The sequence below is a fragment of the Arthrobacter sp. MMS18-M83 genome (assembly GCF_026683955.1).
In the GTDB taxonomy this organism is placed as follows: domain Bacteria; phylum Actinomycetota; class Actinomycetes; order Actinomycetales; family Micrococcaceae; genus Arthrobacter.
Genome location: NZ_CP113343.1, coordinates 2,389,899 through 2,414,047 on the forward strand (window position 1 = coordinate 2,389,899; position 24,149 = coordinate 2,414,047).

The following is a 24,149-nucleotide window of genomic DNA, read 5'->3' on the forward strand; positions in this document are numbered from 1 at the left end:
TGTGCCCCCGCCTTCCCAGACCCGCGCCGAGCCGTTACGCGTACGGGAGCACGAGCTCCGCGTAGCGCTGCTTCGTGGTTTCCAGGACCGCGTCGCCGTCGGCGTCCCAGATCTCCTGGTTGAAGATTTCCACCTCGATGTCGCCCGTGTAGCCGGCGTCCCTCACCCAGGTGCCGATCGTCGCGAAGTCGATCACGCCGTCGCCCATCATGCCGCGCGAGAGCAGCGCGTCGGCGGCGATGGGGAGGTTGAAATCGCACACTTGGTAGGACGCGATCCGCTTTTCCCGGCCGGCCCGCTGGATCTGCTGCTTCAGTTCCGGATCCCACCAGACGTGGAAGGTGTCGACGGCGACGCCGACGGCCTGAGCGTCGTAAGGCGCGGCGAGGTCGAGTGCCTGGCCGAGCGTCGAGATGAGGGCCCGGTCCGCCGCGTACATCGGGTGCAACGGCTCAAGCACCAGCCGGACCCCATGTTCGACGGCGAAAGGCACCAGGTCCTCGAGGCGATCGGCCACGCGCTGACGGGCTGCGACGACGTCCTTCTCCCCCGCCGCGAGCCCGCCGACCACCAGGAACAGCTCCCGGGTATCCAACGCCACGGCTTCAAGGATGGCCGCGCGGTTGTCCGCCAGCGCGGCCGCCCGCCCCGCGGCGTCGGCCGCTGTGAGGAAACCGCCCCGGCAGAGGGACGATACGCGCAGTCCGGCATCCTTGATCAGCTTGGCGGCCTTGTCCAGGCCAGTGTCGGCGACGATGTCGCGCCACGGCCCGATCGCCGGAATGCCGGCACGGACGCAGCCGCACACGGCTTCGGCGAGCGTCCATTTCTTGGTTGTGGCGCTGTTCAGTGACAATCTCGAAAAGTCGCTCATGCGCCCACTCCGTTGATGCGAAGGTAATCGGACATCCGGAAGGCGGCCAGCGCGGGATCGCGCAAGAGTCCGGCCTGGTCGGCGAGTTCGAAAGTGCGGGCCAGGTGGACCACGGAGCGGCCGGAATGCAGCCCGCCGACCATCTGGAATCCGGGCTGCTTGCCGTTGAGCCAGGACATGAAGGCGATCCCGGTCTTGTAGTAGAACGTGGGGGCGCTGAAGATGTGTTTGCCGAGATCGCGGGTGGAGTCCAGGATGGCGCGCCCATCCGCAGCGTTTCCGGCGTCGTACTTCTGCAAAGCGACCGAGGCGGCAGGGTAGATCGCAGCGAAGATGCCCAGCAGTGCGTCCGAGTGGTCGGTGCCGGCGCCGTCGATCAGTTCCGGGTAGTTGAAATCGTCGCCGGTGTAGAGGCGGACGCCCTCCGGAAGAGCTGCGCGCAGGGCAACTTCGTGCGAAGCATCCAGCAGCGAGACCTTCACGCCGTCCACTTTGTCCGCGTGATCGCGGATGAGGCCAAGGAACGTTTCGGTTGCCTCCCCGACATCATCCGAGCCCCAATAGCCCGCCAGCGCGGGATCAAACATGGTCCCGAGCCAGTGCAGGATGACAGGCTGGTCCACTTCGCCGAGGAGCGTGGAGTAGACGCGCAGGTAATCATCCGGGCTCGTTGCCACTTTGGCCAGCGCCCGGGACGCCATGATGATGACCTTCGGTCCGGCTTCGCTCACGACGGCGATCTGCTCGCGGTACGCGTCCAGCACGCCCTTGATTCCGGCGGGACCCTCCGGAACAGAGTCGAGGTCCAGCTGGTCGGTTCCGGCTCCGCAGGAGACGAGGTCTTGGACGGTCTTCCCGGCGGTGGCGGCGTTGCCGGACGCTACCACGGAGGCCGCTTCGACGCCGGTGCGCTTGATGAGCTGCTGCGTCGCGGCCCAGTCCAAGCCCATGCCGCGCTGGGCCGTGTCCATCGCATCGGCAACCCCCAGGCCGTAGGACCACAGCTCGTGCCGGTAGGCCATCGTTGCGTCCCAGTCCAAGCGCGCCGGGGCGCCCGGAGTATTGTCGGCGGTCGCTTCGGGAATGACGTGTGCCGCTGCGTAGGCGCGCCGGGACGTCAACGGCGCCGTCGGCCTGGCCCACGAGGTTGCTGGCTGCAGCGTGTAGTGGCGGGTCCCGCCGTCGTGGTTTGGAAGAAGGAGGGAAGTCATCAGAGCACGATCTCCGGGATATCGATGGTGCGGCGCTCGGCAGAGGACTGCAGGCCGAGTTCGGCGAGCTGCACGCCGCGGGCGGCGGAGAGCAGGCCAAAGCGGTGCTCGCGGCCGCCGACAACGTCGCGCAGGAATTCTTCCCACTGGAGCTTGAAGCCGTTGTCCAGATCGGCGTTGGCAGGGACTTCCAGCCACTGGCTGCGGAAGGACTCCGTGACCGGCAGGTCGGGGTTCCAGACGGGCTTGGGCGTGTGGGCGCGCTGCTGCGCGACGCACTTGTTCAAGCCCGCGACGGCGGAACCGTGCGTGCCGTCGATCTGGAACTCGACGAGTTCGTCCCTGTAAACCCGGACGGCCCAGGAGGAGTTGATCTGGCCGATGACTTCGTCTCCGCCCGGGGTCTCGAGCTCAAAGATGCCGTAGGAGGCGTCGTCGGCCGTGGCCTTGTATTCCTTGCCGGCTTCGTCCCAACGGGTGGGGATGTGGGTGGCGGTCTTGGCGTTGACGCTCTTGACCTTGCCGATAATGCCTTCAAGGACGTAGTTCCAGTGGCAGAACATGTCCGTTGTCATTCCGCCGCCGTCTTCCTTGCGGTAGTTCCAGGACGGGCGCTGCGCTGCCTGGACGTCGCCTTCGAACACCCAGTAGCCGAATTCGCCGCGGATGGACAGGATCCGGCCGAAGAAGCCCTCATCCGCGAGGCGGCGCAGCTTCACCAGGCCCGGCAGGTACAGCTTGTCGTGCACCACGCCTGCCGTGACGCCGACTTCCTTGCCGATCCGGGCCAGCTCGATCGCCTCCTCCAACGTCTCCGCCGTCGGCTTCTCGGTGAAGATGTGCTTCCCGGCGCGCATAGCCTTCTTCAGGGTCGCGGCGCGGAGGCTGGTCATCGACGCATCGAAAACGACGTCGACAGTAGGGTCATTGATGACGGCGTCGAGGTCGGTGGACCACTCGGAGACCTTGTGGAGTTCGGCGAGCTCGCGGATCTTCGCCTCGTTGCGGCCCACCAAGATCGGCTCAACCTGAACCTTGGTGCCGTCCGCCAGGGTGAAGCCCCCGGCGTCGCGGATGGGGAGGATGGAGCGCAGCAGGTGCTGGCGGTAGCCCATCCGGCCGGTGATGCCGTTCATGGCGATGCGGATCGTCTTTGTTTCGTAGCCCATGAGTCCTCTTCAGATGGAAAGTAATGGAGCGGGAAAGCGCATTCCCGATGCATTCATGATGACACGCAGCTACGCGTCTGGCAATCGCTTTCCCGCAGGGAGCCGTGACTGCAATAATCGGATGTTGCTGAAAGCGCCCGAGCTTGAGGCTTTTGAAGAGGAGTTGTCCGTGACTGCAAGCACGCTGTCCGAAGTGGCCAAACTGGCCGGCGTCTCCCCCGCCACCGCCTCCCGGGTGCTCAATGGTTCCGCCCGAACCCCCGCACCGGAGATCGCCGAGCGCGTCCGGCAGGCGGCCGATACCCTTGGCTACATTGCGAATGCGCAGGCCCAGGCGCTGGCGAAATCCAGCACGGGGCTCATTGGCCTGATCGTGCACGACATCGCGGACCCCTATTTTTCCGCCATAGCGCAAGGCGTCCAGGCCGCAGCACGGCAGGAGCGCCGCATGGTGCTTCTCGCCACTACCAACGGCACACCCGCTGAGGAGAAGCATGCCGTCGTCGCCTTCGCTGCGCGGCGGGCCGAGTCGATCGTCATCGCAGGATCGCGTTCGACACGCGCCGAAGACGCCCATGCGAACACCGAACTAGCCGCCGAATTGGACCGCTACTGCCGCAACGGCGGGCGAGTGGGCGTCGTCGGGAAACCGATTCTGGGCGTCGCCGAAACGGACAGCTACCGCACCATCACCGTCCCTAACGAGCAACTTGCGCGGGATCTGGCGCAGGAATTGGCGCACACCCACAAAGGGCCGTTCGTCATTGTGGCCGGGCCAGATGGACTGGCCACTTCGGATGAGCGCGTCGCGGGATTCCAACGCGGCTTGTCCGACGCCGGCCAGCCCGCCGCGGATGTTGTGCACGTCGCGTTCAACCGGAACGGTGGCTTCGACGCCGGCATTGAGCTTGCCTGGCGTATCAAGGCGTCCGTCCCGTCTGCGCCGGAGCAGCGCTTGTGCATTTTCGCGACGAACGATGTCATGGCCATCGGGGTGGCGGCCGCGTTGAGGGACCAAGGGCTCAGAGTCCCCCATGACGCCGGCCTCGCAGGATTCGACGACATCGAATGGCTCCGAGACTTCCGGCCGGCGCTTTCCACTGTCCACCTTCCCCTTGAGGAGATCGGCAGGCTCGCCACTCTCGGAAGCTCCAACGAGCGGAAGGCAGGCGAGGAGCCCGGCCCCCGCTCCTCCGTCACCGGCAAAGTGATGCTTCGACGTAGCACCGAAACACCCCACTTGCCCCGAGGGTAGTTCCCGAAGCCCCGGCCGTTGTGACCGGCGCAACAATTCAGCCTTGACAGCGGGGCCGCGCGGGTGTCTCATGGAAAGCGCTTACCAGATGGGAAAGCGCATACCAAGGCGGCAGTTCAGGCCGATTCTTGCGATGGCGCCCCCTTCGGACCGGAAGCCAAACCCAAAGACGGGAAGGATTCCAATGGCCCAAACGACTTGTCCAAAGGAGGACAATATGAAGATCGACGCGAGTACACAGCAAAGTTCAGCCGGACCTCGCCCGTCCAGCACCTCGAAGAAGGCCGCGGCCAGCGGCTGGATCGGGAGCGCCCTCGAGTACTACGACTGGTTCATCTATGCGCAGGCCGCTGCGCTGGTGTTTCCCGGCGTTTTCTTCCCCGCGGGAAATCCGACCGTGGCCCTTATCGCGTCGCTGGGCACCTATGCCGTGGGCTACGTTGCCCGCCCGATCGGCGCATTCGTCTTGGGACAGTGGGGCGACAAGCATGGCCGGAAAAATGTTCTGGTCTTGGCCATGTTGATGATGGGCGCGTCGACCTTCGCCGTTGCACTACTGCCCACCTACGGCCAGGTCGGCCTCCTTGCACCCGTCCTGCTGGTTGCCGTCCGGCTCATCCAGGGCTTTGCCGTGGCGGGCGAACTGAGCGGAGCCAGCGCCATGATCGTGGAGCACGCACCCTTCGGCCGCCGGGGCTTCTATGCGAGCTTCGCCCTTCAGGGCACCCAGGCCGGACAGATTATCGCGGCCGCGGTCTTCCTTCCACTCTCTGCCATGCTCTCTGATGAATCGTTCAAATCCTGGGGCTGGCGCATTCCCTTCCTCCTCAGCGCCCTCGTAGTGTTCGCCGGGTACATGATCCGTCGCCGGGTCGAAGAGACCCCCGTCTTCGTCGAGGAAAAAGCCCACCAGGAGATAGCGAAGGCACCAATCGTCCGCGTACTGCGGGAAAGCGGGCTCAACGTGGTGCGGGCGGTCTGCATGACCCTGGTCAACGTGGTCGGCGTCACCGTTGCAGTCTTCGGGGCGGCGTACGCCACCCAACCGGGTTACGGCGTCGGCATGAGCACGAGCGTCTATCTCTGGATCCCAGTCCTGGCCAACGTCGTCGCACTGGCCCTTATCCCGTTGTTTGGAGACCTGTCGGACCGCTTCGGCCGCCGGCCGCTGATGATCTTCGGTTCGCTGAGCTCGGGCGTGCTTGCTTACGCCTACCTGTTCGCCGTCAGTCAGAACAACGTCGTCCTCACCATCGTTCTCTCGATCCTCATGTGGGGAACCCTCTACCAAGTCTGGAATGCAACATTCGCCAGCTTCTTCCAGGAGCTCTTCCCTTCCCGCACCCGCGTCACCGGATTCGCCATCTCACAGAACATCGGCCTCGTTATCACCGCATTCCTGCCGAGTATCTTCACAGCGATCGCCCCGCCGGGGTCCTCGAATGTACCGCTCGTCATCGGCTCCATCTGCTTCGGAATCACGATCATCGGAGCTGCTGCCGCCTGGTCCGCTCGGGAAACGTACCGCATCCCCCTCAATCAGCTGGGCACCCCGGACGCGACGCCGGTTCCCCGCGAGGAATACCGCCAGCTCCGAGCCGGCACCCGGTGACTTGAGCGATTATGAATGATTCGCGGTCCTTTGAATGAAACGATTCACAGAAGAGGAGAATCCACATGCGCGTCTGCTTCCGTTCCTCGGTCAAACCCAGCCAGATTCCCGAATATCGACGTCGGCACGCTGCAGTGTGGCCGGAGATGCTCCGGGAACTCAAGGCAGCCGGCTGGAATAACTACTCGCTGTTTCTCGCCGACGACGGGCTGCTGGTGGGGTACGTGGAATGCGACGATTTCGACGCTGCACGTGCCCGCATGGCCCTGACCGATGTGAATGCCCGCTGGCAGGCGGAAATGGCACTGCTGTTCGAAGACGACGCCCAGTCACCCGACCAGGGATTCGTCCAACTCACGGAAATCTTCAATCTGGAGGACCAGTTGTCCGGGGGCTGAGGCTTCAGGCACAGACCGGGGCTTGTTTCCCGCCGCCGCGCTTCAAGCTCCGGCCTGGAAAACAAGCCCCGGAATGGCGACCCCGAGCCCCGGACCGAAAACCATGCCCGAAGCCCCGCAGCCCGAGCCCCGTCAAACGATCGCGGAAACCCCAGTGACGGCACGGCCCACAATGAGCGAGTTGATCTCGAACGATCCCTCGTAGGTGTAGATCGCTTCGGCATCGGCAAAGATCTTGGCCATCTTGTAATCGGTCACAATGCCGTTTCCGCCCAGGATGGACCGGCCCATCGCCACGGTTTCGCGCATCCGGGCGCTGCAGTACGACTTGGCCAGGGCCACTTGGGCCATTTGGGCTCCGCCGTGCCGCACTCCCTTGCTGTCCGTGTAGATATCCTCCTGCAGCTGGGCAATCCGCACCATCATGCCCATGCTGGCCACCGCATTACCGAGCATGTCTACCAGTTGCTGCTGGATGAGCTGGAACTTCGCCAGCGGCCGGCCGAACTGCTGGCGTTCAAGCGCGTACTGCCGGGCGACGTCGAACGCCGCCAACTGCTGCCCCACGGCCTGCCAGGCCACCATGAGCCTGGATCCGCGCAGCAGGTGGTTGGTGTCGGCGAAACTATTGATCCCGGCGAAGCGGTCCGCCTCGGCAATCCGGACGTCCTTGAGGACAATGTCGGCGTTTTGCACGGTGCGCAGGGCGATCTTGTTCTCGATCTTGGTGCGCGTCACGCCAGGAAGGGTGGCGTCCACGATGAAGCCTCGAACGGCGCCGTCGGCCTCGTCCCGGGCCCAGACCAGCATGTGATCGCAGAACGTCCCGTTGCCGATCCAGCGCTTGGCGCCGTTCAGCACCCAGTAGTCGCCGCCGCCGTCGGCTCCTCCGGCGACCCGGCGCGCCACCGTCTGCATGCCGCCGGCCACATCGGAACCGTGGTCCGGCTCGGTGAGCGCGAAAGCTCCGGTGGTCCGGAGGTTGGAGGCGTCGTCGAGGTACCGGTCCTGCTGGTCCTTGGAGCCGAACTCGTAGAGCGCCTCGATGAAAAGGTCGTGGTGGACCATGAAGAACGTCGCAATGGACGTGTCCACGCGGGTCATCTCCGCAATCACCAGGCCGGCGAACAGGTTGCTGTAGCCGCGGTGCGTTGGGGTGCTCAGGCGAAGGGCCGCGAGCTTGGGCAGGATGTGCGCCGGGAACTCGGCCTTGTCCCACCAGTCCTTGGCATAGGGAGCGATTTCCGTCGCCAGGAATTCCCGGAGCTCGTTGAGTTTGCGCTGTTCCTGGACGCTGAGGAGCGATTCGAAATCGAAAAAGTCCGCCGAAGGCAAAGAAACAGGCAAGGAGGGCGGCGAACCAGCCGAATGTTCGACGGCGGCCGCTAACTTGTGCGTCTGGCTCACTTTGGTGCCATCCGGATAGCGCCGTCGAGGCGGATGGTTTCGCCGTTGAGCATGGCGTTTTCCACGATGTGCGCCACGAGGTTGGCGTACTCGGCGGGACGGCCAAGACGGGCGGGGTGGGGTACTTGCTGGCCCAGGGAGAGCTGCGCGTCTTGGGGCAGTCCGGCCAGCATGGGGGTTTCGAAGATGCCCGGCGCGATGGCCATCACTCGGACCAGCGAGCGCGCGAGTTCACGGGCCAGGGGCAAGGTCATGGCTGCCACGGCTCCCTTGGACGCGGCATACGCGGGCTGTCCGATCTGGCCGTCGAATGCCGCCACGGAGGCCGTGTTGATGATGACGCCGCGTTCCTCTCCGCCGAGTTCGGTGGACGTGGGCTCGTTCTGGGCCATCGCGGCAGCGGCAAGGCGGATGACGTTGAAGGTGCCTACGAGGTTGATCTGGATGACCCTGTTGAAGTTCTCCAGCGGCAGCACGCCGTCTTTGCCGAGCACCTTGCCTGGGGTTGCCACGCCAGCGCAGTTGACCAGGATCCGGAGCGGGCCCAGGGCGACTGCGGCGTCGACGGCGGCCTGCACTTGCTCTTCGTTGGTGACGTCGGCGGGGACGAACACGGCCCTACCGGCAGCGCCTGAGTCGTTGAGTTCGGCCGCGAAAGCCTCGCCAGGAGAAGAGTGGAGGTCAAGCAGCACAACCGATGCTCCGGCGTCGAGCAATCGCCTGGCGGTGGCGGCCCCAAGTCCCGAAGCCCCGCCGGTAATCAACGCAACTGCGCCTTTGATGTCCATCCATCCTCCTCGATGCAGAACCAAAATCCGTTAATGAATGTTAACTGAATCACTTTGATTGTGCACTGCGGAGGGCTCAACGGCCAAGCGCGCAGAGTTAGGCTGTCACCATGTCCGCCCCCGACACCTCGCAGGGCACCTCCGGAACACCGGATTGGGCCGCGCGAGCCGACGACGCCGCACGTTCGGTCACCCGGTATTTCGGACGGCGCCTTCTCTTCCTTCCCGGAACGCTCCTCGCGGCGTCGATCCGGCCCTCCAAGCGTTTTCCGTTTCAGCCGTGGAACTACTGGTGGCAGGCGCACTACGTCGATTGCCTCGTGGACGCCGGGTTGCGCGAACTGGCCTCGGGATCAAGGTTCGACGGCCGTGATCACCCCAGCGCTGGCCGGCTCGCTTCACGCCTGGTCACCAGCATCCGGCTGCGCAACTCCCTGCGCTACGTGAACAGTTACTACGACGACATGGCATGGCTGGCCCTCGCAACGCTGCGCCTGGACGGCCTAGCCGAGAGGGCGAACAAACCGGGCCGCGGCCGGAACGCCCGGTTGCAGAAAAGCCTGTCCCCGCAGTTCGAGTCGGCCTCCACGGACGATATGGGCGGCGGCACCTTTTGGAGCACCAGGCGCGATTTCAAGAACACCCCCGCCACGGCCCCGGTGGCCCTGTATTTCGCCCGGACCGGCAAGCCGCAGCGGGCCCAAGACCTGCTGGACTGGCTCGACGCCACGCTCTTCGAACGCACCCGGGGCCTGTACCTTGACGGTGCCCGGATCCAGGAGGGCAAGTTGGTCCTGGCGGAGGAGATCTACACCTACAACCAGGGCCCTGTGCTCGGCGCCCTCCTGGAACTGGGCGGAGCAGCGAACCTGGCACGTGCTGCCGCGCTGGTAGGCTCCGTAGCCGAACATCTGACCGTTCATGGGCCTGACACTCAGGGGAGGCTCGTTCTCCGCGGGGAAGGAACCGGCGACCGTGGTCTCTTCTCCGGGATCCTCGTCCGGTACTTGGCACTCGCCGCGGAGGACATGCGTTTGTCTGCCACCACCCGGACCACCGCCCGCCGGCTAGTGCTCGATACCGCTGAGGCGCTGTGGGCGGGGCGAACTGTGCGCACCGTGCGCCGGGACGAAGCCGACGACGACGACGGCTGGCTCGTCTTCTCGACGGAACCACAGCGTCCGGCCGCCGAGACGTACCCGGCGGGCACCGCCGTCGAGCTCTCCACACAACTGCAGGCGTGGATGGTGCTGGAAGCCGCGGCGCGAGTCCGATAACAGCCCGCCTGTCGGTGCCGCGGCCTAGGCTGGAGCTGTGAATCCGATCCCGAGTCCGTTTCCTGTCACAGTGGTCGCTCCGCCGCCGGAATGGTGGCAGATCCTTGGCGCGCTCAGCCCGCTCGCTGTCCTTGCTGCGGCGATCGTTGCCGCGATAGTGGGACTCCTGTCCCTGCGGCAGAAGGCGCGGGCGGACGATAGGTCCGAGTGGTGGCGCCGCGCTCAGTGGGCGCTGGACGCGTCACTCTCCCGCAGCCGCTCCGAGGCCGAAATGGGCCAGAAAGCCATTGAGCTGCTGGGCCAAAGCGAGCTCGCGTCGCGGGAGGAACTCGCGCTCCTCAAAGTCGGCACTGAGGACGCCATCCTGGCAGCTGCCAAGGCATCGGAAACGCGCACCCTTACCCCTTCGCAACGTCCCGATTCGGTGAGCCCCGAGGACCGCAAAGTGCAGATCGCCGCCGCCAAGGCCAGGGTCATGTTGGACCGCCGGCTCGGCGAGGACACCCCGGGCTGGATTGTTGCGCTGTCCGCCGAGAATCCCGAAAAGCCCGAGTAAAGTCCCGGCTATTCTGCCACGGCAGGCTTTTTCTTCTGCGGATACGGGGTCTCCTGCCTCGCCAGCATCTCCACGAACCCAGCGATCTTCCTGGCCCGAGTCTCGGCCTTCTTCACCGAGTTGGTGCGGTAGATCAGGGAATAGCGGTTGACCGCGGTCAGCACATCGAACATCGCCTGGGCTTCGGGAACTGCGGCGATGGCGGCAGCGAGGTCCTCCGGGACTTCCGCATCGGCTTGGCCCACGTAGGCGGCTTCCCAGCGCCCGTCCGCCTTGGCGCTCTCCACGGCGGCCCATCCGGCCGGGGTCATCTTGCCCTCAGCTTCCAAACGGGCAATGTGTCCCACGTTCCGTTTGGACCATGGGCTTTTGGGGCCGCGGCGGGTCATGCGCTGGAAGACGCTTTCGTCGTCGCGCCTTCTGCCTTGGCCGTCGATCCAACCGAAACAAAGGGCCTCATCCAGGGCAGCGGCGTAGTCCAGTTCCGTCACGTTGCCGCCTTTTTTGTGCAGCACCAGCCAGACGCCGGGGCTATCGGTGCCATTCTTTTCGAGCCAGGCCCTCCATTCGGCAGCATCTTTGACGATCAGTTCTTCAAGTTCAACGGCCATGGCCCCATTCTGGTGCCAGCTAGGCTGAGACGAAAGCCCGCCACTTGCTCTGACCACGCGGTCCAGGCCCACGCCCACGCCCACGCCCACGCCCACGCCCACGCCCACGCCCCGGAGGATCCATGCTGCGCGTTCGTCCCATCCAGTTCACGTCCGACGTCGCTGGCTGGAAACACCTTCTTACGGCTCTGGGGCTGGTGTGCGTCGAGGACCGCGGGGATTGGTTGGAGTTCGACGCCGGCTCGGGCCGGGTGGCCTTGCACTGGGCTTCCGCAGACTCGCCCGACGACGGCGCGACCGCGTTCGGCGTCGAGGTCGGGGATCTGGCCGAGTTCGCCCGACGCACCATGGCCGACGGGACCCGTGCCGAACTGTTCGACGCCGATCACGGCCAGGCCGTCCGGATCACGGCCCACGACGGCTTCACGTTCCCGGCGGACAAGGCGACCAGCCACACGACCAGCCCGGAAGCGGACCCGGGGCTCGCCGTCGTCGCGACCTGGTTCACGCCGGACGTGCCAGGGGCCGCGCAGGAGTTGCGCAACATTGGCGCCCGACCGCGGAACATGTCCACCGACGCCGCGGATTTCAGCACGAAGAACGGCGGCATCATGTCGGTCCGGAAGTCTCCCGAGACCGCCACGGGAGGCCTCGCGTTCGAGTACGGCGGCGACCTCGCCGCACTCGAGGCCCGGCTCGCCGCCGCCGGGGTCGCCGCGGCCCTGGCCGGCTCGCTTCTTTCGGTTGCCACCCCGCGCGGCGGGACGATCAGCGTGGCCGGGCCCGCCTAACCAAACCCCCGCTCACCTTTACGGGCCTTTCCCCCGACGCTCCTGCAGATCTGAGGCCGTACAGCCGAACGCTCCTGCAGATCTGACGCCGTACAGCCGAACGCTCCTGCAGATCATCATCTGCAGGAGCGTTCGGCCGTTTAGGCTCATAAGTGAAGGAGCGTCGCCGCCCGGTTTGGCGACAAAGGTGAAGGAGCGTTGAGGGAATCCGGATCCGGCGAATCGCTCGACTCAATCCTGGCTGTCTGATTCGTAGGGAGTGGAACGGCATGGGATGGGGTAGAACTTAACCATGAGTGTTCGTACCCCTGATCCCTACTCCGGCTGGCTTTCCGATGAAGACCTCTTCGAAGCCCGCGGCCGCCTCCCCATGGTTTACGTGGAGGCGGTTCCCGTGCGTCTGGATCCACTCGGATTCGTCAACGAAGTAGGTACCCTGCTGCAAGGCGACGCCGACGGCACCATGGTCCGTTCCTTCGTTTCCGGCCGCGTGCTCTACCGGGAAACCATCCGCGCCGCGCTGTTGCGGCACATGGAAAAGGACCTCGGGCCGCTGGCCTTCCCCCAGTTGCCTGTCAGCCCCGTGCCGTTCACGGTGGCCGAATACTTCCCGGCCCCGTCGCAGACCGGTTTCACGGACGACCGCCAACACGCCGTGTCCCTCGTCTACGTCATCCCCGTGACGGGCGAATGCGAACCGCGCCAGGACGCCCTCGAGCTGACGTGGATGACCCCCCAGGAGATCCTCAGCGACGACGTGCAGCAGGAATTCAGCGGCGGCCGCGGCAATCTGGTGCGCCAGGCTTTGGCTTTTGCCGGCGTCGGACAGTAGCAGCAGCGGCGGGCAGTAGCCACCTCCCCGATTTGTTCGGCGGGTTTTATAGACTGTTGGGCGGACCCCAAGAGAACCAAAGGACTTCCGATGACTCACAGCCCGGCCGACCAGCAGTACCGTGAAAAACAGGCTGGGGCCCTGCAAATCGGGGACTACCTGTTCCTCCCCGGGGATGGTCCCGCGGAGGAAATCACGCATATAGAGCTCGAACACGACGATTTCGGTGTGCCCGCTCTCGTCCTGGTGACCACCGTCGACGGCAGAAACGTGCGGATTGCCATCGGCTCCAGCGTCCCCGTGGGCGAGGCGGCTGTCCCTATCGACGACGGTGCGCTGGCGGAGGAAGATCCTGCCACGCTCGCGGAGCCGGTTCCCGGCGACGCGCCCGACGGCGTTACCTCCGACGGCGGTGACGCACTCGCCGAGGCGGTTCCCGCCGTCGTCGTACCCCCTTTGCCCGCGGTGGCACCGACCGTCAGCGGGCAGGGTCCCGCGCAACTTGCGCTGATCCCGGAACCGACCGATTCCCCCGAGGACGTGGTGGCCGCCGCTGCCGAGGCGCACCCGGGCAGGAACGGCGTCGCGGTGCTGAGCGAACGCCTCGTGAAAGGCATCAACACGAAGTCGGGAAGCTGCCTGCGGGACCTGAGCGACCTGGCCCACGATCTCTTTATCGAGTTGCGGGATCCGGATCACGCCCTGGCCGTGGCCGACATCCTCAACGTGCTTCCCTACGACGGAAACCGCGACCGCTGGATGTCCGTGGAGCGTTCCCTCGCACTTTCCAGCTTCATTTGCCGTGAGCTCGGGCAAACGGAACGCGCCGAGGTCTACGATCAACTCCTGCAGGCACCGGATACCTTGGAGACAGATCCGTTCAAGGCCCGGATCAACGCCAAAGTCCGCCAGCGTGGGCTCAACGAACCGAATCTGTACGACAAGGAAATCTTCCGCTCCATCGACAACGGCAACCGCGATGCCGAGCGCGAATGGCGGTTGCTCCGCCTCGAAACCCTGTTGTTCCTGCGCTCGCATGGCGGCTCGACCACCCTTGGCGTGGGCGAACTCGATCACCGGATCGCGAACGAACTCGAGGCTGTGCGGGCCTAGGCGCTATCGGAGGATTCCGCAAGACCTGTCGCGTTCGCTCCAACGGCGGTAGATTCGGGCCATGACGAACAATCTGAGCGTTGTGGTTAATGCCGACGCGCAGCAAGTTTGGACTTCGCTGCGTGAACCGTCGCTCGTGGCTCAATGGCACGGCTGGGAGGCCGATGAGCTTGGCGACGAAATCAACCAAATCTATTTCACCACCAACGTGGTTGAAAATTCCGACCATACAAGCCTCACCGTGAATGGCGGAGACGTCTTCGAACTCACCCCGGTCAGTGGAGGCACCGAGGTCCGCGTGACGCGGGCTGCCTTGGACCACGATTCCGAATGGGCAGCCTGGGACGAGGACATCACCCAGGGTTGGTTGACCTTCCTACACCAACTTCGGTTCGCTCTGGAGCGCCATCCGCACGGGCACCGGCGCACGCACTTTGTCTCCCTGCCCGGCGGTAGCGGCTCTGGCATCCAGAAACTGGGGCTGGCCGACGTTCCGGCTCCTGGGGAGGAATACTCGCTGACGTTGCGCACGGGCGAGGCCCTCTCCGGCAAAGTCTGGTTCCGGAGCAATCATCAGGTTGGCCTGACCGTGCACAGCTATGCGGAGCACGGGGACGGTCTGCTGATTGTGGCGGACCAGCCGGTGATTCCGGAGAAAAGGCCCGACGGCGGGACTGTCGTGATCGCTTCGACCTACGACTTGGGTGCCGCCGGCCTGGACTCGATCCGCTCCCATTGGGACAGCTGGAAGGCTGAGAACTACCCCACAGAGGTGCATTCGCACTGACGATTCACGCTCCGGGGCTGGCAGACTGTAACGGTGCCAGCCGATTCCTCCCTGCCTCATTCACGGTCTAGCCCCGAGTCCGATCCTTCCGCGCTCAGGACTGCCCGGCAGTCCGCGTTTTCGTTCGAGGTGGGCGCACGGCTCAGCGAAACGCGTCCGCCGTCGTCGGACCGTTCGGAAGGCAAGCGCGGAGACTTCCTGGGCCGGACCGGGACCATCACCACACCGCACGGCGAGATCCAGACGCCCGCGTTCATCGCCGTCGGGACCAAAGCCACGGTCAAGGCAGTGCTGCCCGAATCCATGAAGGAACTCGGCGCGCAGGCGCTGCTGGCCAATGCCTACCACCTGTATCTGCAACCGGGCCCGGAAATCCTGGACGCGGCGGGCGGGCTCGGCGCGTTCATGAACTGGGATGGGCCCACGTTTACCGACTCGGGCGGATTCCAGGTGATGAGCCTCGGCTCCGGGTTCAAGAAGGTCATCGACATGACGTTCGTGGACACGTCCGGGCCTGATGACGCGGTGGCCCCGGGCAAGGAGCGGCTTGCCCATGTGGACGAGGACGGCGTGTGGTTCAAGTCGCACCTGAACGGGGACCGGCACCGCTTCTCGCCGGAGATTTCCATGCGGGTGCAGCACCAGATCGGCGCCGACATCATGTTTGCCTTCGATGAGCTGACCACCCTGCAGAACTCCCGTGGCTACCAAGAGGAATCCTTGGAGCGGACGCGTCGCTGGGCCGAGCGCTGCGTGGTGGAGCATCAGCGCCTGACCGCTTCTCGCGTAGGGAAGCCGTACCAGGCATTGTTCGGGGTCATTCAGGGGGCGCAGTACGAGGACCTCCGCCGCAAAGCATGCCGGGACCTTGGCGGGATGCCCTTTGACGGTTTCGGCATCGGCGGCGCCTTGGAGAAGGAGAACCTCGGCACCATTGTGCGTTGGTGCAACGAGGAACTTCCCGAGAACAAGCCCCGGCACCTCCTGGGAATCTCCGAACCGGACGACATCTTCACAGCCATCGAAAACGGTGCCGATACCTTCGATTGCGTCTCCCCCACCCGCGTGGCACGCAACTCGGCGTTCTACACGCCGTCCGGACGGTTCAACCTTGCGGGGGCTCGCTACAAGAGAGATTTCGGACCCCTGCAGGATGGCTGCGACTGCTACACCTGCGCCAACTATTCGCGGGCGTACATTCACCACCTGTACAAGGCCCACGAGATGGTCTCGGCCACGCTCATTTCCATCCACAACGAGCGCTTCGTGGTGAAGATGGTGGACGACGCGCGACTGGCCATCGAATCCGGGGACTTCTTCGAGTTCAAGGCCGAGACTCTGGGGCGATACTACCCCTAGGCCCCGGTTGCCTCCCGTCGAAATCGCCGGAACCGTGCCGGTTCGCCGGAGCGTTCGGGCGACCCAGCACCGTTCCGGCGACCCCACGTTTTCCACATAGCCGACCACGCAGCTTCCGCCGGCCTCGACGGCCAGCGAGGCTGGATCAATGACGCTTTCCCAGCCGCCTTCGCTCCCGGACAAGGGAAACCTTTGGCGCACCGATCAACTCCACGCACATGGGCTTAATTCCCGCGCAATCCAGCTCTTGGTGCGTAGCGGCAAGCTTGTCCGGCTACGGTACGGCTGCTATGTCCGGGCCGCGCTCTGGGAGAAGCAATCCGCTTGGCTCCGAAGCACGCAACTAATCTACGCACATGCCCATGGAACGCTTACGACGTCGGCGGGAGACTTCGTGTACAGCCACACCTCGGCGGCGCGACTACACCGCCTCTTCCTCTGGAACGTTGACGACCTCATCCACATCCTGCTGCGGGTCCGGCCGTCCAGCGAGCGCCTCGGCAAGGACGTCCGCGGACACACACGGCCTTTCGACGAGACGGACATCGTGACAATCGGGAACTTGCGGGTCACGTCCTTGGAGCGGACCGTGGTGGATTGCGCCATGCTACTCAGCTACAAGCACGCGTTGGTGCTCATGGACCATGCCCTCAGGCTTGGCGCTGATCGTGCGCAAATGCAGGCCATGGCCGACTCATTGGATGGCCGACGCGGCGTCAGGAACCTTCGAAAGGCCCTGGTCAACGCTGATCCACGATCCGAGTTGGCGGGCGAAACCTTGTGCCGCGAACTCATCTCCCGGCTGAAGTTGCCGATGCCCGAACCGCAGGTTGAGGTGCAGAGCCGGGCAGGCCGGCATCGGCTCGACTTTGCCTGGCGGGAGGCAAAGGTCGCGTTGGAATTCGATGGCGAGGTCAAGTACTTCGATTTCAAGCCAACAGCCGAGGTGATTTTCCAGGAGCGGCGCCGGGAGAAGGCCCTTAGCGAGGACGGCTGGCGTTTCGTCCGCGTGGAATGGAAGCACCTCTTTCGCGAGCAGGAATTCAAGAACCGGGTACTGAACGCCCTCCGTCGTTAGCATGCCGCCGAACCAGCCCGCCGTCGTCGAGATCGCCGGAACGCGCCCCGGTCGCCGAAACGCTCGGGCGAGCCGGCACCGTTCCGGCGAGCTCGCGCTTTGGAGACCCTTAGGGGCGGTCCGTCGTCGTCACGCCGATCACCAAGAGCACCACATTGAGCACGACGGCGGGCGTCACCAGGAGTTCGGGGGCGTGGAACAGCATGCCCAGGGCCAAGGGAACCAGGGCGAAGAGGCACAGAACGTAGCCTCGGATCCTGGTTCCCAGCATGGCCGGTCCGCTCCGTCCAAGCTGCATCAGGTACACCAATTTGGTCAGGTCTTCCTGCTGGCGGAAGGCTCGTCGCAGCATCCCCGCGCCCAAACCACCGCCCGCCGCTGCACCCAGGACCAGGAGCTCCACCCGGAAACCCCCGGCCAGCACAAAGAATCCGGCAGCCGCCGTCGTCCACAACCCCATCAGCATGACCGGCAGCGCGACGTGAACCCAGCGTGAGGCCGTTCTGGAAATCGGAAGGAGCGCGTCGAGGCTCGGGGCCATGCGCAACTGCCAAAGCGGCCCGGCCGCCGCTGTGGAAGAGAAGATTGCCGCTGCAAGCAGCACGGGAAGCAGGATGATGGGCGAATCGAACGTCTGGATCAGTCCAGTCAAGGGAACGACGGCGAGACCCAGGCCCCAGCGCCTAAGCCGACCGGGTTGCCGGGCGAGTACCGTTGCCTCCGCGTGGAAGAGCGCGCCAGCTGCGGTTCGGGGCATACCCGGGAGCCTCACCCGGCAAACACAGCCGCGTTCGAGCCGCTGATGGTGTTTTGGCGGGACGCCCGCTCACATATGTGGCGCGCCAGCCCGACGCTGGCGCACATATGTGGCGTCCCAACCCGGCACCCGCTCACAAGTTGTGAATGAGCGTTTGTGGATTGGGGCGATTATCCGCAGGAGCGCCGAGGACTGCCGCGAGCATGAAGGCGGCGCCGCGATTCCGTGTATCTCGATGCGAGAATGGGAAAGGCTCCGCGGTTTGCAGGCGGGTCCACCACCAGTGCTAATACAGCGGGGCGTCGTGCTCACTCCGGCCGCCTGCGCGAACCACTACGAACGGACAAACGATGACGTCAGCTTCAGAATCCCAAACCCTGAGTAAATCCGCGCCGCGTTTCGCATCGATAGGCTCCCCATACTTTGGCATCATGCTTGCATGCATGGCCGTGGTGCTGATCCTGTCCAACATCGGCGCGGCCAAAGGCGTGGTCTTCGGTCCGATCATCACTGATGGCGGGTTCTTCCTCTTCCCGCTCGCCTACATTCTTGGCGACGTGATGAGCGAGATCTACGGGTTTAGGGTGGCCCGCAAAGCAATCATCACATCGTTCGCCCTGTCAGCGTTCGCGTCGCTCTGCTACTGGATCATCATCGCGCTGCCCGGTTTCAATGACGACTACGGCATGGCCAAGCAGTCAGCCATCGAGGGCGCACTTGGACCGGTCCCGCAGATCGTCCTGGCTTCGCTTCTCGCCTTCCTCGCCGGCCAGACCATCAACTCCCTGATCCTGGTCAAGATGAAGGCCCTTACCGGTGAGAGGACCCTTTGGGCTAGGCTCATGGGTTCATCCGGCGTGGGGGAATTCGTGGACACGCTGATCTTCTGCAGCATCGCGGCGTCGGTCATCGGCATCACGGATTTCGGAAGTTTCGTCAATTACGTGCTGGTTGGCTTCGTCTACAAGGTCGGTGTCCAGTACATCCTCGTGCCCGTGACGTCCTTGGTCATTGGCTGGATCAAGAAGCGCGAGCCAAGTTACTGGGCCTGAGCAGGAAACCCGACAGAAGCGAGCGAGCGTCGCGTTGGAACCCGACAGAAGCGAGCTAGCGTCGCGTTGAAACCCGACAGAAGCGAGCGAGCGTCGCGTTGAAACCCGACAGAAGTGAGCGAGCGTCGGAACCGGATGAGCACGACGACGGCGGGCGGCCGGCTTTCGAAGGCCAGCCGCCCGCCGTCGGGCTTGACGGGCTAGGCGTTGACAGAGTCCTCGTCGTCGGCCCGCGAGTCGTCAGCGCGGGGCGAGCCGAAGGCGCTCCCCTGCTCCTTGTCCAGGTGGGTCGACTTCTTGTTCTTCAGGGCGAAGATGTAGACCAGCAGCGAAATGCCGATGGCCACAGTGACGTAGGTAAAGAAGATCTCCACCTGGCCGGCCTTCTGGAAGGCAGCGCCCACCAGCGGAACCGTCCCGCCGAACAACGAGTTGGCGATCGCATACCCGAGGCCCACACCGAGCGCTCGGATGGACGAGGGGAAGAGCTCAGCCTTCACCAAGGCATTGATGGAGGTGTAGCCTCCCACAATCAACAGTCCGCCCATCATGAGCAGGAACGCCAGGAACGGGTCCTTGGTTCCGCTCAGCGCAGACAACAGCGGCCAGGTGCCCAGCACCCCGAGGATGCCGAACCACAAAAGAAGCGGCTTGCGGCCCACCTTGTCCGAGATCATGCCGTAGACCGGCTGTAGGAGCATGAAAATCAGAAGCGCCCAGAAGTTGATCTGGCTACTGGTCTCCTTGGCGATGCCGCTGGTGTTCTGCATGAAGGACAGGATGAAGTTGGTGTAGGTATAGAAGGCCACCGTGCCGCCGAGGGTCACTCCAATGCAGATCAGCAGTGCGCGCCAGTGCTTGGCGAGAAGCAACCTCAAGGTGCCCGGCTGGGCTTCGCCATCGGCTGGCTTGCCAGTTGCCGCGGCGGTCTGCTCGGCGGAGATGGTCTCTTCCATGGAGCGTCGGAGCCACAGGACAACCAGTGCGGCGACACCGCCGATGGCGAATGGAATGCGCCAACCCCATCCGCCCAAGGCTTCCTTGCCGAGAGCCTGTTCGAGGACCACGAGGACCAGCAGGGCCAGCATCTGGCCTCCGATGAGCGTCACGTACTGGAAGGAGGAGAAGAAGCCGCGACGCTTGGATGTCGCAGCCTCGGACATGTAGGTGGCGCTCGTGCCGTATTCGCCGCCCACAGAGAACCCTTGGATCAGCCGGATCAGGATCAGAAGCACCAGGGCCCACACTCCGATCACTTCCTTTGTGGGCAGGATGGCGATGGCGAACGACCCTGCGGACATCATGGTCACGCTCAGGGTCAGGGCGGCCTTGCGGCCTTTGCGGTCGGCATAGCGGCCGAAGAACCAACTGCCGATCGGGCGCATCAGGAACGTCACGGCGAAAACAGCCATCGCCTCAAGATTGCTCTGCAGCGGGTCTTTGGAACTGAAGAAATGGGATGCGAAATAGGCGGAGAACGCCGTGTAGATGTACACGTCGTACCACTCCACAAGGTTGCCTGCGGAGCCTTTGAGTATGTTGCCGACGGCCTTGCGCGTCCGGGCGGCCTCGCTCTGGGGCCCTGCTTCCTGGGTGCTCATCAATGAACCTTCCTGGGAGGACGCAGCCACCGGCCACGCCGCCGCCACCTTACCGTCGGGGAACTTAAGGCCCCGCATTTTGGTCATATTGGTCATTCGTACAAAGCGGCCCACGGCCCGCGTTTCCTCCAACGCTCCGTTCGACGCCCTCTGGCAAGGCGGCGCCCGCTAGGGCAAGCTTGATCGAAGACCGGCCGTGTGGCGGGACACAGAACGGCGGACTCTGAGCGGCGGGACACAGAACGGCCCAAGGGCGAGGGAGGGGCGCATGGCTGAGCGTTTCGAAACCGTGGACGAGTACATCGCGTCGCGGCCAGACGAGGTGCAGACGATTCTTCGGGAGATCCGACGGCGGGCCCTGGCAGCGGTGCCCGGAGCCGGGGACAGGATCAGTTACGGTATCCCCACCATCACACTCGACGGCCACTATGTGGTTTACTTCGCGGCCTGGAAGCACCACATTTCCGTCTATCCAGTGCCCGAAGGCGACGAGGAATTCGAGCGCGAAATCGCCCCCTTCCGAGCGGCCAAGGGCACCTTGAAGTTCCCGCTCGGGAAGCCGGTGCCCTATGAGCTGATCGAAAGGGCTGCGGCCCTGCTAGCCGAACGGCAGCGGGCCGGGTACTGACAATCGGCCTGCGCGAGGGGTACGGTACAGCCATGCGCCGCGATGAGCTTGAGCACGCCATCAGGGCTGCTACCGATATCATTCACGGCGACCGAGTGATCGTGATCGGCAGCCAGTCAATTCTAGGGTCCTTCACGGAGGACGAACTGCCTGCGGCAATCACCATGTCGGACGCCGTCGACATCGCCCCGTTTTCCGACGACGACACCGGCACGCTTGCGGACAGCATCGATTCCGCCCTTGGTGAGTGGTCGCCTTTCCACAACGAATTCGGGTTCTATGTCCAGGCGGTCGAAAGGGAGACCGCGGTGCTCCCGGCAGACTGGGAGTACCGCCTTGTCGGTGTGCGCAATGAGGCGACCCGGAACAGCACCGGGCTTTGCCTGGATCCCTACGATCTCTGCGCAGCCAAGCTCATTGCAGCGCGGCCCAAGGATCATGCGTTCGTTCTGGCGCTTATCGAAGCGTCCCTCATCGACCAGGCCCAGCTGGTGGACAGAATCAGGCTGATCGACCCCTCCGAGCCTCGCCGCGATGCGGCTTTGTCCTGGGCCATGTGGGCGTGACGCGAAACTGAAGGAGCAAGGTGATGACCAAGGTAGTAGCGCTGATGTCGATGTCCCTCGACGGTTTCGTAGCGGATCTCGAGGATGGCGTCGACGAGGTCTTCGACTGGTACTTCGCAGGTGACGTCGACGTCCCCACCTTCAACCCGGAGTTCACCTTCCACCTTTCTGCCGCGAGCGCCGGACACGTGCGGGCCATCATGGGCGATGTTGGGGCGATGCTCACCGGTCGGCGCACGGCGGACCGCGCCGACGCCTGGGGCGGGCAGCATCCGTTCGGTGTGCCTGCGTTCGTCGTGACACATCAAATGCCCGAAGGGTGGCCCCGATCCGACTCAACGGTCCATTTCGTCACCGACGGGCTGGAAAGCGCCGTCGCGCAGGCAAAGGCAGCGGCGGGGGACAAGATCGTCGGCATGCACGGGCCGGACACCATCCGGCAGTGCCTCGACGCCGGACTGCTCGACGAAATCCGGGTCGACCTGGTTCCGCTGCTGCTGGGATCCGGTATCCGCTCGTTCGATCGCGTTGAGAACGCGCCGATCGCTTTGGGCAACCCGACCGTTGTCGAGGGTGTGGGCGTCACGCACTTGAACTACCCGGTCCTCAAGTCGTAACTATTCTGTCGATGTCGGCGTCACGCCGGACGGGTTTTTGGGTCCATATCATGGGCCAAACCGCGGAATTCCGGGGTGGTTCAACCCCGGGTGATCCAAAAAGATGCGTGCCGTGACGCGTCCACCCAAGCCCCCCAAAAAAACTACCCCGAGTGAGCCTCGAGGAACGCGTAAACCTCGGTCTCGTCGACCCCGGGGAACGCGCCCGGCGGCATGGCGGCCAGCAAGTGCGAGTGAGCGCGAGCGGACGGCCAGGCGTTGCCCGCCCACGAGGACGCCAACGACGCCGGCGGGCGCTTGCAGCAGTTCGGGTCCGGACACGTCGAGGTAGCCCGCGCCGTCGTCTCCCGCCCGCGGAACCACTTGACGTGCTGGTACGGCACGCCGATGCTGAGCGAAAACTCCCCCGCCGCCGATCGCTCGGTGCGGGCCGTGCACCAATACGTGCCGGAGACGGTGTCCGTGTATTGGCTGTAGGCGCTGAACTTGTCCGGAACGTCGAACACTGCCCGCGAAGTCCACGCCTTGCACGCCGGTTGGCCCTCGATGGCGCCGGTATGGTCCTGCGGGAAGGCCACGCCGTCGTTCTCGTAAGCCTTGTAGATGATGCCGCTTTGGTGGGTCTTCTGGAAGTGGGTGGTGATGCCTAGGTGTTTCGTGGCCAGGTTGGTGAAGCGGTGTGCCGCGGTTTCGTAGGAGACGGCAAAGGCATCCCGGATGTCCTCGACGGCGATCTCCTTGGCGGCCTTCGCCTTCTGGAGGAACTCCAAGGTGGCGTGCTCGGGCAGGAGGAGCGCCGCGGCGAAATAGTTGGTGGCGACACGCTGCGCCAGGAAGTCCCCGTAGTTCTTGGGAGTCTCGTGGCCCAGAACGTAGTGGCCCAGGGCCTGCAGGAGGACCGAGCGGGGATCGTGATCCTGCCGCTGGCTCTGCGTGAGATAAATTCGGTGATTCTTAAGATCGGTCACTGAACGGGTGGAATGGGGCAGGTCGCCCACGTGGTGAAGCGTGAATCCGAGGTGGTCCGCGATGTCCGCAATGACGTGCTGACTCAGCGGACCGGAGGTGTACCCGACCCCTTTGAGCACCTTCTGCGCTTCGGCCTCGTACTCCGGAAAATAGTTGCCTCGCTCACGCATCATGGCACGCAGTTCACCGTTCGCGCGGCGGGCCTCTTCCGGCGTCGCAATCTGCTCGTTGAGCCTGCGCTCAAGCTCCTGCAGGAGACCTATCTGTGACTCCAGCACATCGAGCGGAAGCCGTGCGCTGACGCGGATTTTCGGCAAGTTCAAGGATTCATACAGCGGCCCGCGCTGGTACCGTTCCAACTCGATTTCCAACGCGGCGCGGCGGCTGGGCGGTTCCGCTCCGAGCAACTGGTCGATGCCCACGTTCAGGGCCGCGGCGAGCTGCTTCAGGAGGCCAAGTTTGGGCTCACGTTTGCCGTTCTCGATGAGGCTCAGCTGGCTGGGGGCGGTCCCGACGGCGGCGCTCACGTCGTCGAGGGTCAGCCCGGCCTGCTTGCGCAGATACCGCACGCGGCGGCCCAGGCTGATGACGTCCAGTTCGGCGTCAGAGGCGGACGACGACGGCGGCGGTACTTCGCGGTTCCAGCTCACAGGTGACATTTCTTGAGCATACGCGAAGAAGTGCATTTCTTTCCATGGCTTTTCTCTAGTAAGTCCCTTGGAAGTATTGAAAAGTAAGAACTACGGAAACCCCGGCCGGCTTGAACTGCAAAGGCGCAGCAAAGGTCGGCCGGGGTGACATACACAGCAACACGCCAAAGTAGCGTCAAAGGAGACAGAAC

24 protein-coding genes are annotated in these 24,149 nt (G+C 64.4%); 15 read left to right on the forward strand and 9 right to left on the reverse strand.

What is annotated here, in order from left to right:
- Positions 1 to 34: 34 nt before the first annotated feature.
- The 3 genes from OW521_RS11205 to OW521_RS11215 are packed head-to-tail and all read right to left on the reverse strand — an operon-like array spanning position 35 to position 3,254.
- On the reverse strand, positions 35 to 874 hold the full coding sequence (locus OW521_RS11205; protein ID WP_268025437.1) for a sugar phosphate isomerase/epimerase family protein: 840 nt from the start codon (positions 872 to 874) through the stop codon (positions 35 to 37).
- Entirely contained in the window at positions 871 to 2,085 is a 1,215-nt protein-coding gene (locus tag OW521_RS11210) for a dihydrodipicolinate synthase family protein (RefSeq protein WP_268025439.1), read from the reverse strand. The genes OW521_RS11205 and OW521_RS11210 overlap by 4 nt, the downstream gene beginning before the upstream one ends.
- Positions 2,085 to 3,254, reverse strand: a complete 1,170-nt coding sequence (locus OW521_RS11215) for a Gfo/Idh/MocA family protein (RefSeq protein ID WP_268025441.1) — start codon at positions 3,252 to 3,254, stop codon at positions 2,085 to 2,087. Before OW521_RS11215 ends, OW521_RS11210 begins: the two co-directional genes overlap by 1 nt.
- A 169-nt stretch (positions 3,255 to 3,423) precedes the next feature.
- Between OW521_RS11215 and OW521_RS11220 the strand changes: the two genes are divergently transcribed.
- The 3 genes from OW521_RS11220 to OW521_RS11230 all read left to right on the forward strand — a co-directional run bounded on the left by OW521_RS11220 (position 3,424) and on the right by OW521_RS11230 (position 6,519).
- Positions 3,424 to 4,509 carry a LacI family DNA-binding transcriptional regulator gene (locus OW521_RS11220; RefSeq protein ID WP_268025443.1) on the forward strand — a complete coding sequence of 362 codons (1,086 nt, stop codon included), beginning with the start codon at positions 3,424 to 3,426 and terminating at the stop codon, positions 4,507 to 4,509.
- Positions 4,510 to 4,726: 217 nt separating this feature from the next.
- Positions 4,727 to 6,121 (forward strand): MFS transporter, encoded by a 1,395-nt coding sequence (locus tag OW521_RS11225; protein ID WP_268025445.1) that lies wholly within the window; start codon positions 4,727 to 4,729, stop codon positions 6,119 to 6,121.
- Between the two features lie 65 nt (positions 6,122 to 6,186).
- Positions 6,187 to 6,519, forward strand: coding sequence for an L-rhamnose mutarotase (locus OW521_RS11230; protein ID WP_268025447.1), 333 nt, complete (start codon positions 6,187 to 6,189; stop codon positions 6,517 to 6,519).
- A gap of 132 nt (positions 6,520 to 6,651) precedes the next feature.
- On the opposite strand, the gene OW521_RS11235 is transcribed toward OW521_RS11230, so the two are convergent.
- Together OW521_RS11235 and OW521_RS11240 are read right to left on the reverse strand one after the other, a co-directional pair.
- A complete protein-coding gene (locus tag OW521_RS11235; RefSeq protein WP_268025831.1) occupies positions 6,652 to 7,866 on the reverse strand; it encodes an acyl-CoA dehydrogenase family protein in 1,215 nt (404 codons plus the stop codon).
- 56 nt (positions 7,867 to 7,922) lie between these two features.
- Positions 7,923 to 8,714 carry an SDR family NAD(P)-dependent oxidoreductase gene (locus OW521_RS11240; RefSeq protein ID WP_268025449.1) on the reverse strand — a complete coding sequence of 264 codons (792 nt, stop codon included), beginning with the start codon at positions 8,712 to 8,714 and terminating at the stop codon, positions 7,923 to 7,925.
- Positions 8,715 to 8,824: 110 nt separating this feature from the next.
- On the opposite strand from OW521_RS11240, the gene OW521_RS11245 reads away from it, so the two are divergent.
- Positions 8,825 to 9,991, forward strand: coding sequence for a glycoside hydrolase family 76 protein (locus tag OW521_RS11245; protein ID WP_268025451.1), 1,167 nt, complete (start codon positions 8,825 to 8,827; stop codon positions 9,989 to 9,991).
- Between the two features lie 37 nt (positions 9,992 to 10,028).
- Positions 10,029 to 10,547 carry a hypothetical protein gene (locus OW521_RS11250; protein ID WP_268025453.1) on the forward strand — a complete coding sequence of 173 codons (519 nt, stop codon included), beginning with the start codon at positions 10,029 to 10,031 and terminating at the stop codon, positions 10,545 to 10,547.
- A gap of 8 nt (positions 10,548 to 10,555) precedes the next feature.
- On the opposite strand, the gene OW521_RS11255 is transcribed toward OW521_RS11250, so the two are convergent.
- Positions 10,556 to 11,158, reverse strand: coding sequence for a YdeI/OmpD-associated family protein (locus tag OW521_RS11255; protein ID WP_268025455.1), 603 nt, complete (start codon positions 11,156 to 11,158; stop codon positions 10,556 to 10,558).
- A 122-nt stretch (positions 11,159 to 11,280) separates the two neighbouring features.
- Between OW521_RS11255 and OW521_RS11260 the strand changes: the two genes are divergently transcribed.
- The 6 genes from OW521_RS11260 to OW521_RS11285 all read left to right on the forward strand — a co-directional run bounded on the left by OW521_RS11260 (position 11,281) and on the right by OW521_RS11285 (position 17,118).
- On the forward strand, positions 11,281 to 11,949 hold the full coding sequence (locus tag OW521_RS11260) for a VOC family protein (protein ID WP_268025456.1): 669 nt from the start codon (positions 11,281 to 11,283) through the stop codon (positions 11,947 to 11,949).
- Between the two features lie 292 nt (positions 11,950 to 12,241).
- Positions 12,242 to 12,781, forward strand: coding sequence for an NUDIX hydrolase family protein (locus OW521_RS11265; protein WP_059388553.1), 540 nt, complete (start codon positions 12,242 to 12,244; stop codon positions 12,779 to 12,781).
- Between the two features lie 90 nt (positions 12,782 to 12,871).
- Complete coding sequence (locus OW521_RS11270; RefSeq protein WP_268025458.1) at positions 12,872 to 13,894, forward strand: DUF6707 family protein; 1,023 nt, start codon at positions 12,872 to 12,874, stop codon at positions 13,892 to 13,894.
- Between the two features lie 61 nt (positions 13,895 to 13,955).
- Positions 13,956 to 14,681: an SRPBCC domain-containing protein gene (locus OW521_RS11275; protein ID WP_268025459.1), complete on the forward strand. Its 726-nt coding sequence runs from the start codon at positions 13,956 to 13,958 to the stop codon at positions 14,679 to 14,681.
- A gap of 51 nt (positions 14,682 to 14,732) precedes the next feature.
- Positions 14,733 to 16,040, forward strand: a complete 1,308-nt coding sequence (gene tgt, locus OW521_RS11280; protein WP_268025833.1) for a tRNA guanosine(34) transglycosylase Tgt — start codon at positions 14,733 to 14,735, stop codon at positions 16,038 to 16,040.
- Positions 16,041 to 16,188: 148 nt separating this feature from the next.
- Positions 16,189 to 17,118: a type IV toxin-antitoxin system AbiEi family antitoxin domain-containing protein gene (locus OW521_RS11285; protein WP_268025460.1), complete on the forward strand. Its 930-nt coding sequence runs from the start codon at positions 16,189 to 16,191 to the stop codon at positions 17,116 to 17,118.
- 109 nt (positions 17,119 to 17,227) lie between these two features.
- Here the strand turns inward: OW521_RS11285 and OW521_RS11290 are convergent, their stop codons facing one another.
- Positions 17,228 to 17,875 carry a DUF6297 family protein gene (locus OW521_RS11290; RefSeq protein ID WP_268025462.1) on the reverse strand — a complete coding sequence of 216 codons (648 nt, stop codon included), beginning with the start codon at positions 17,873 to 17,875 and terminating at the stop codon, positions 17,228 to 17,230.
- A 350-nt stretch (positions 17,876 to 18,225) separates the two neighbouring features.
- Between OW521_RS11290 and OW521_RS11295 the strand changes: the two genes are divergently transcribed.
- A complete protein-coding gene (locus OW521_RS11295) occupies positions 18,226 to 18,927 on the forward strand; it encodes a queuosine precursor transporter (RefSeq protein ID WP_268025464.1) in 702 nt (233 codons plus the stop codon).
- A gap of 200 nt (positions 18,928 to 19,127) precedes the next feature.
- On the opposite strand, the gene OW521_RS11300 is transcribed toward OW521_RS11295, so the two are convergent.
- Positions 19,128 to 20,528 carry an MFS transporter gene (locus OW521_RS11300; RefSeq protein ID WP_268025835.1) on the reverse strand — a complete coding sequence of 467 codons (1,401 nt, stop codon included), beginning with the start codon at positions 20,526 to 20,528 and terminating at the stop codon, positions 19,128 to 19,130.
- Between the two features lie 268 nt (positions 20,529 to 20,796).
- On the opposite strand from OW521_RS11300, the gene OW521_RS11305 reads away from it, so the two are divergent.
- The 3 genes from OW521_RS11305 to OW521_RS11315 are packed head-to-tail and all read left to right on the forward strand — an operon-like array spanning position 20,797 to position 22,339.
- Positions 20,797 to 21,156, forward strand: coding sequence for an iron chaperone (locus OW521_RS11305; protein WP_268025466.1), 360 nt, complete (start codon positions 20,797 to 20,799; stop codon positions 21,154 to 21,156).
- Between the two features lie 32 nt (positions 21,157 to 21,188).
- Positions 21,189 to 21,722: a DUF6036 family nucleotidyltransferase gene (locus tag OW521_RS11310; RefSeq protein ID WP_268025468.1), complete on the forward strand. Its 534-nt coding sequence runs from the start codon at positions 21,189 to 21,191 to the stop codon at positions 21,720 to 21,722.
- Positions 21,723 to 21,745: 23 nt separating this feature from the next.
- Positions 21,746 to 22,339 (forward strand): dihydrofolate reductase family protein, encoded by a 594-nt coding sequence (locus tag OW521_RS11315; protein WP_268025470.1) that lies wholly within the window; start codon positions 21,746 to 21,748, stop codon positions 22,337 to 22,339.
- Between the two features lie 143 nt (positions 22,340 to 22,482).
- Here OW521_RS11315 and OW521_RS11320 read toward each other — a convergent pair whose 3' ends face one another.
- On the reverse strand, positions 22,483 to 23,994 hold the full coding sequence (locus tag OW521_RS11320; RefSeq protein WP_268025472.1) for an XRE family transcriptional regulator: 1,512 nt from the start codon (positions 23,992 to 23,994) through the stop codon (positions 22,483 to 22,485).
- Between the last annotated feature and the right edge of the window lie 155 nt (positions 23,995 to 24,149).